This is a genomic window from Saccharopolyspora sp., from assembly GCF_017434145.1.
GTDB lineage: Bacteria > Actinomycetota > Actinomycetes > Mycobacteriales > Pseudonocardiaceae > Saccharopolyspora_C > Saccharopolyspora_C galaxeae.
Window position 1 is genome coordinate 1 of the sequence record NZ_JAFRFW010000486.1, and the last position, 6,892, is coordinate 6,892.

7 protein-coding genes are annotated in these 6,892 nt (G+C 70.4%); 5 read left to right on the forward strand and 2 right to left on the reverse strand.

What is annotated here, in order from left to right:
• Both IJH84_RS13505 and IJH84_RS13510 read left to right on the forward strand, forming a co-directional pair.
• Positions 1-187: hypothetical protein (locus IJH84_RS13505; protein ID WP_295144796.1), on the forward strand; the 187-nt coding region annotated here is incomplete at its 5' end.
• Positions 165-1,949, forward strand: coding sequence for an IucA/IucC family siderophore biosynthesis protein (locus tag IJH84_RS13510; RefSeq protein ID WP_295144799.1), 1,785 nt, complete (start codon positions 165-167; stop codon positions 1,947-1,949). The genes IJH84_RS13505 and IJH84_RS13510, both read left to right, overlap by 23 nt.
• A gap of 64 nt (positions 1,950-2,013) precedes the next feature.
• On the opposite strand, the gene IJH84_RS13515 is transcribed toward IJH84_RS13510, so the two are convergent.
• Positions 2,014-2,982: a pirin family protein gene (locus tag IJH84_RS13515; protein WP_295144801.1), complete on the reverse strand. Its 969-nt coding sequence runs from the start codon at positions 2,980-2,982 to the stop codon at positions 2,014-2,016.
• 232 nt (positions 2,983-3,214) lie between these two features.
• Here IJH84_RS13515 and IJH84_RS13520 point away from each other — a divergent pair, with 232 nt between their 5' ends.
• Both IJH84_RS13520 and IJH84_RS13525 read left to right on the forward strand, forming a co-directional pair.
• Positions 3,215-4,129: a polysaccharide deacetylase gene (locus tag IJH84_RS13520; protein ID WP_295144804.1), complete on the forward strand. Its 915-nt coding sequence runs from the start codon at positions 3,215-3,217 to the stop codon at positions 4,127-4,129.
• 19 nt (positions 4,130-4,148) lie between these two features.
• Positions 4,149-5,126, forward strand: coding sequence for an asparaginase (locus IJH84_RS13525; protein WP_295144807.1), 978 nt, complete (start codon positions 4,149-4,151; stop codon positions 5,124-5,126).
• Between the two features lie 7 nt (positions 5,127-5,133).
• Here the strand turns inward: IJH84_RS13525 and IJH84_RS13530 are convergent, their stop codons facing one another.
• Complete coding sequence (locus tag IJH84_RS13530; protein WP_295144810.1) at positions 5,134-5,904, reverse strand: thioesterase family protein; 771 nt, start codon at positions 5,902-5,904, stop codon at positions 5,134-5,136.
• Between the two features lie 209 nt (positions 5,905-6,113).
• Between IJH84_RS13530 and IJH84_RS13535 the strand changes: the two genes are divergently transcribed.
• Entirely contained in the window at positions 6,114-6,887 is a 774-nt protein-coding gene (locus tag IJH84_RS13535; RefSeq protein ID WP_295144813.1) for an enoyl-CoA hydratase/isomerase family protein, read from the forward strand.
• Positions 6,888-6,892: the final 5 nt, after the last annotated feature.

A 6,892-nucleotide genomic window follows, 5' to 3' on the forward strand; every position in this document is an offset into this window, starting at 1 on the left:
CGCGGGACTGCTGGTGGCGCCGATGATCGCCGCGTCCGGGGCCGACGCGAACCTGGCAGCGCCACTGGCGATGGGTGCCGCCTTGTTCGCCGTGCTGGCCGTGGCCGCCATCCCGCTGCTGCGCACCGCCGTGCCCGACCGACCGCTGTCTCCGGAGGTATCTGATGTTCTTGTCCGTACCCGCTGAACTCGACGCCGGCCGCTGGAACCGCGCCGGGCGCGACATGCTGGCCAAGTCGCTGGCCGAGCTCTCCTACGAGCTGCTGCTGCAACCGGAGGAGGTGGAACCGGGCCGGTACCGGCTCGACCTGCCGGACGGCATCTCCTACGGCTTTTCCGCCCGCCGCGGAGCGTTCGGGCACTGGACGGTGCGCCCGGACTCGATCGTGCGCCGCACCGCGGACGGCGAGCAGCCCGCTTCGGACCCGCTGCGGTTCCTGCTCGACGCGCGCTCGACGCTGGGCATCACCGGCGACACCGCCGGGCATCTCGCGCGGGAGCTCAGCGCGACGCTGGCCGCGGACACCCGGTTGCTCGGATCGGGCCGCAGTTCGGCCGAACTCGCCGACCTGTCCTATGTGGACTTGGAGGGGCACCAGACCGGGCACCCGTGGATCGTGCCGAACAAGGGCCGCGTCGGCTTTTCCGCCTCGGACACGTCCCGCTACGCGCCGGAGGCGCGATCGGCGATGCGGCTGCCGTGGATCGCGGTGCACACCTCGCTGGCCGCGTACCGCGGAGTCGACTGGCTGCCCAGCGAGCGGTTGATCGAGGACGAGCTCGACGAGCCGACGCGGCAGCGATTCCGCGACCAGCTCGGCGAACGCGGCCTCGACCCGGCCGATTACAGCTGGCTGCCGGTGCATCCCTGGCAGTGGGACGAGATCGTGCTGCCCACCTTCGCCGCGGACATCGCGGCGGGCCGAATCGTGGCGCTCGGCGAAGGACCGGACCACTACCGCCCGCAGCAGTCCATCCGCACCTTCACCAACGTCGACGACCCGCAGCGCCACCACGTGAAGCTGCCGGTGTCCATTCTGAACACTCTGGTCTGGCGCGGGCTGCCGACCGAGCGCACCGTCGCCGCGCCAGCGCTGACCGCGTGGGTGCTCGGGCTCGCGGACGACGACCCGTACCTGCGGGACGAAGCCCGCGTGGTGCTGCTCGGCGAGGTCGCCTCGGTCACCGTGCGGCACCCGGTGCTGGAGGAGATCCCGGACGTCCCCTACCAATACCGGGAACTGCTCGGCGCGATCTGGCGCCAACCGATCAGCGGCAAGCTCGACGAGTCCGAACGCGCCCGCACGCTCGCTTCGCTGCTGCACGTCGACGACGACGGCCGCGCGTTCGTGCGCGAGCTCGTCGACCGGTCCGGATTGGACGCGGAAACCTGGCTGCAGCGGCTGTTCAGCGCGCTGCTGCCGCCGCTGCTGCACTTCCTGTACCGCTACGGGCTGGTCTTCTCCCCGCACGGGGAGAACGTGATCGTCGTGTTCGACGAAGCCGACGTGCCCAGCAGGCTGGCCGTGAAGGACTTCGTCGACGACGTCAACGTCGCCGACGCGCCGCTGCCCGAACTGGCGGGCATTCCCGATGAGGTCTCCGAAGTGCTGCTGCGCGAGCAGCCGCAGTTCCTGTGCCAGTTCATCCAAAGTGGACTGTTCGTCGGGCATTTCCGCTACCTCGCCCCGCTGGTGGAGGATCACCTCGGGCTCGCCCAGCAGCGGTTCTGGGAGATGGTGCGCGACGAGGTGCTGAACTACCAGGCGAAGGCCCCCGAACTCGCCGACCGGTTCGCGATGTTCGACCTGCTGACCCCGGAGATCGAGCGGCTGTGCCTGAACCGCAACCGGCTGCTGCTGGACTCCTACCGGGACCGCCCGGAGCGGCCGCACGCGGCGGTGCACGGCCACGTCGTGAACCCGCTGCACGATCCCGGGGCGCGGTGAGTTCCCGATAGCCGGCGCGCCCGGGCCGCGACTCGGGCGCGGCCCGGGCTCCGCCGTCGAGGACCTATCCGCGCCGGCGGAGCCTGGCGTTCGGCAACGCCGGTGCGGGCAGCGTCTGGGCCCATTGCTGCGGGAACGGCCCGAACCGGCCCGTTCCCGCACCGTCGCGTTCGGCCTGCCACTGCTCGCGGAACTCGACGATCTCCTCGTGCGAGCGCCCGACGAAGTTCCACCACATCACGATCTGCTCGCCCAGCGGCGGCCCACCGAGCAGCAACACCCGCGCGCCGTCCGCGGACCGCAGCGACAGCTCGCCCGCTCCGGGCGGCTGGTACACGAGCCCGCCCGCGGTCGCCTCGACTCCGGACGCGGTCACCTCGCCGGTGTCCACGAGCACGCCGTGCTCGAACGCCGGATCCACTTCGATCCGCACTTCCCGCTCCGCGGGCAACGTGATCTCCGCGCCCAGCAACGGGGTGTGCGTGCGCACCGGTGCGGTGCACCCCAGCAGCGAACCGATGAACACCAGGGCACGAGCGCCTTCGTGCTCGACCACCGGCGGTGCGAAGTGCTCGAAACCCGGTGCGGTGAAACGACTTCGCTCCGGCAACGCCACCCACAGCTGAACACCGTGCAGCACGGTCGTGTCCGCAGTGGAGTACTCGGAGTGGGCGATCCCCGCACCGGCGGTCATCAGGTTGACCTCGCCGGGTCGCACGCGCGCGTGCGCACCGGTGGTGTCGCGATGCTCGATCTCGCCGCTGAACAGCCACGACACCGTCTGCAGCCCGGTGTGCGGATGCCCCGCGACGCGCATCCCACCGGTCGCCGCGACGTCTTCGGGACCGTAGTGGTCCACGAAGCACCAAGCACCGATCAACGACCGCGCGCGCCGCGGCAACGTGCGCCGAACCTGCATTCCGCGCGGGCCGCCCAGCGGCACCTCGCGCGGTTCGATCAGCTGGCCGCGCACCCGATCGTCCGCTGCCGAGCCGCACTCGAGCTCTGCGGGCGCTGCCTCGATGTTGCTCATGACACCTCTCCACTCCCCGACGAAGCCGGACTGCGCTCGGGCAGCGGCCCCTGCCGGACCGACAGTACCCACTTGAACCGGCCGGTCCGACGCGGCGCGAGCCGCGGGAACGCTCCATGCGCGGTGCCGCCGCACGGCTTAGCCTGACTTTCGTCACGCGCAACGACCGAACGGGATTTCTCGACGACCCGCGCCACGACTCGCCCGCAGCGGCACACCGCTAGGAGAAACAATGGCGAAGGAAATCAAGGTCTGCATCGGAACCGACATCGACGCCGTTTCCGGATGGCTCGGATCCTACGGTGGCGAGGATTCGCCCGCGGACATCCAGCGCGGCATGTTCGCCGGTGAAGTCGGCGTCCCGCGGTTGCTGCAGCTTTTCCGCGAATACGGCCTGACCACTACCTGGTTCGCGCCCGGGCATTCCATCGAGACCTTCCCGCACCAGATCGAGCAGATCGTCGCGGCAGGCCACGAGATCGGCGCGCACGGGTACTCGCACGAAAATCCGATCAAGCTGAGCCCGCAGCAGGAGGAGGACGTGCTGAACCGCTCGATCGAGCTGATCGAGCGGTTCACCGGAGCCAAGCCGCGCGGCTACATCGCACCGTGGTGCGAGCTCTCGCCGGTCACCGCGGACCTGCTGCTGAAGAACGGGTTCCGCTACGACCACAGCCAAGCGCTGCACGACTTCCAGCCGTTCTACGCCCGGACCGGGGACAGCTGGACCAAGATCGATCTGAACCTGCCCGCCTCGTCCTGGATGCGACCGTTGCAGCGCGGCCGGGAGATCGACCTGGTGGAGATCAATTTCAACTGGTTCGTCGACGACCTGCCGCCCATGCTGTTCATCAAGGGCAGCCCGAACAGCCACGGATTCGTCAACCCGCGGGATGTCGAGCAGATCTGGCGGGACCAGTTCGACTGGGTGCACCGCGAATACGAGTACGCGATTTTCCCCATCACGATTCACCCGGACGTTTCCGGACGCCCGCAAGTGCTGCTCATGCTGGAACGGCTCATCGAGCACATCCTCGGCCACGAAGGCGTGGCATTCGACACGTTCGCGAACATCGCCGAGGATTTCCGCGAGCGCTTCCCGTTCGACACGAACCAACGCTATCCTTTCGACCGCGAACTGCCCTGAAGCGACGAGGTGGCGATCGATGCCGAAACCGCGCGTTCTCGTGCTGGCGCTGGGTGGAACCATCGCGTCGGTGCCGGAGTCCGGCCGGAGCGCAGCCGTCCCCCGGCTCGGCCCGGAGGAACTCCTCGCGGCCGTGCCCGGCATCGGCGAATCCGCCCGGATCGAAGCGGAGTCGTTGCGCACGTCCCCGTCCGGCGACCTGACGGTCCGCGACGTGACCGAGCTCGCCGAGGTGATCCGCACCCGGCCCGCCGACGGGTTCGTGATCACGCAGGGCACCGACACGCTGGAAGAGACGTCCTACCTGCTCGACCTGCTGCTCGGCGCGGGCGGCCCGCCGGTCGTGCTCACCGGGGCGATGCGCAACCCTTCCCTGCCGGGAGCGGACGGCCCGGCCAACCTGCTGGCCGCGGTCCGCGTGGCCGCCGCGCCGCAAGCCGAGGGGCTCGGGCCGCTGGTCGTATTCGCCGACGAGATCCACTTGGCGCGCTACGCGCGGAAATCCCACAGCTCCAGCGTCACCGCGTTCGACTCGCCGAACGCCGGGCCCGTCGGCCGGGTGCACGAAGGCAAGGTGCGGATCCCGCTGGCGCCGCGCCACCACCCGCCGCCGTTGCAGGTCCCGGGCGAGCGGGTGCCGTCGGTGGGGATCGTCAAGTTCGGGCTGGGGTCCGGCCCGCTGTTGCCGCAGCACGCCGCCGGGCACGACGGGATGGTGCTCGAAGTGTTCGGCGGTGGGCACGTGCCGAGCTTCGCCGTGGACTCGCTCGCGGAGCTGAACGAGCGGATCCCGGTCGTGTTCGCCGGCCGGACCGGTGGCGGTGAACTCTACGAGGCGACCTACGGATTCCCCGGTTCCGAGCAGGACCTGCTCGGCCGCGGATTGATCAGCGGCGTCGCCTTCGACGGGGTCAAAGCGCGGCTGCTGCTGACCGTCCTGCTCGCGGCGGACGCCGATCGCCCGGCCATCAAGGCGCGGTTCGCAGCGGAACCGTGAACGCGCGCTAGCGCGGCCGGACCAGCAGGGTTTGGCTGCTGTTGGCCACCTGGCCCTGCTCGTCGTGGATCACCGAGACGGCCGTGCCCGTGCCGTTCGGCCCCAGAACGGTGCGCGCGTCCAGGCCGATCCACTCGCCGACCGGTTCGCGCTGGACGTGCACGGTGAGTTCGGTGTTGATGAACAGGTATCGGGTGGGGTCGAGCCAGGTGGACACGCCGCTGGCGGAGTCGGCGATCGTCATCAGCCGTTGCAGCGGCGTCGGCTCTTCCCCGGACACGAGCGGAATCCGTTGCCTGGCCCAGACGGTCGCCGGGCCGGGCTCTTGGAACGAACCGGACAGGGCGCACCATTCGACCGCGTCGATGTAGCCGGGCGACCAGCCCTCCGGACGCCCGAACGGCACGCCGTCCTGCGGCGGCGCCAAAGCCGGTGCCGCTCCGCTGGCCTGCGCCGAGGTGTCGGTGCTCGCCAACCGCCACGCCGAAGCCCTCGCCACCGCCCGGTCGGCGGTGCGCAGCTCGGCGGACAGCAGTTGCACCGACTTGCCGGGCCGGTCCACCTGCGCGCCGGTCCGCAGTTCAGCGATCGGGACCGGGCCGAGGATCTCGACGGTGATGCGCGCCAGCGCCCCACCGTCGTCGCCGCAGCCTTCCAGTTCCCTGGTCAGCAGCGCCGCCGGTGGTCCGAAGTGCTGCGCGTCCGGCGCCCACGGCCCGGCCGTGCTGTCGGTCGAGCTGAAGCCGTCGCCACTGGGCACGTAGAACGCGTCTGCCACTGCTGAACCTTTCGCGCGGATGCTTGCCGGCACCTTCCTACCCGATCGCGCACCGTGTCTTCGAGGGACGCGGTGTTTTGGTGGGCCTCGGCATCATTGGGGGCTGCGCCGTCATCGAGGGCTCCGGCATTCGACGGCCCCGGCACTTGACCGTGGCGGGCACCGAGGAGCAGAACTGGACGCTTCACCCGGCACGTTGTGGAGGCACCGTGGGACAGCCTCGTGTTGCGGACGAAGCCGACGTCCGCTGGATCACCTTCGACCGCCCGGAAAGCGGCAACGCCCTGCACCTGGACGATCTGGAGCAGGTCGCCGAAGCCGTCCGCGGCGTGCACGGCCGGGCGCGGGCGATCGCGTTCACCGGCAGCGGGCACGTGTTCTCCGGCGGGATGCACCTGGACACCTTCGCCGAAGCAGGCCCGGACGACGGGCGAGCGGTGATCTCGCGGGTGCGCGACTGCCTCGCCGAAGTCCGGCACTGCGCGGTGCCGACCGTCGCGGTGCTCAACGGCCACTGCGTGGGCGCGGCGTTCGAGCTGGCGCTGGCCTGCGATCTGCGGGTCGCCCACCACGGGGTGCGCGTCGGGTTGCCCGAGGTCAAGCTCGGCATCCCGTCGGTGGTCGAGGCCGCGCTGCTGCACCAGTACATCGGCCTGTCCAAGGCCAAAGAACTCGTTCTGACCGGCGAGCTCTACCCGCTGGGCACCTTCGCGGGCCACGACCTCGCCAACCGCACGGTGGAACCGGGACGGTTGCGGACGGTGGCGCTGGAACTGCTGGCATCGGTCACCGCGCACACGCCCGAGGTGATCGCCGCGCAGAAATCGCTGTTCGAGACCTGGCTCAACGACGGCTTGCAGCGCAGCGTCGACACCAGCGTCGACGTGTTCGCCGAGGTCTTCCGCGAGCCCGCGACCGCCGAGGCCGTCGCGGCTTACCGCAGCAGCCGCCGGCCGGGCCGACCCACGCCGGAAGCAGGCTGACCGCG

Bases quoted from the DNA above. Each gene is read 5' to 3' on its own strand.
- IJH84_RS13510 (WP_295144799.1), top strand. From the start codon at position 165: ATGTTCTTGTCCGTACCCGCTGAACTCGACGCCGGCCGCTGGAACCGC.
- IJH84_RS13515 (WP_295144801.1), bottom strand. From the start codon at position 2,982: ATGAGCAACATCGAGGCAGCGCCCGCAGAGCTCGAGTGCGGCTCGGCA.
- IJH84_RS13520 (WP_295144804.1), top strand. From the start codon at position 3,215: ATGGCGAAGGAAATCAAGGTCTGCATCGGAACCGACATCGACGCCGTT.
- IJH84_RS13525 (WP_295144807.1), top strand. From the start codon at position 4,149: ATGCCGAAACCGCGCGTTCTCGTGCTGGCGCTGGGTGGAACCATCGCG.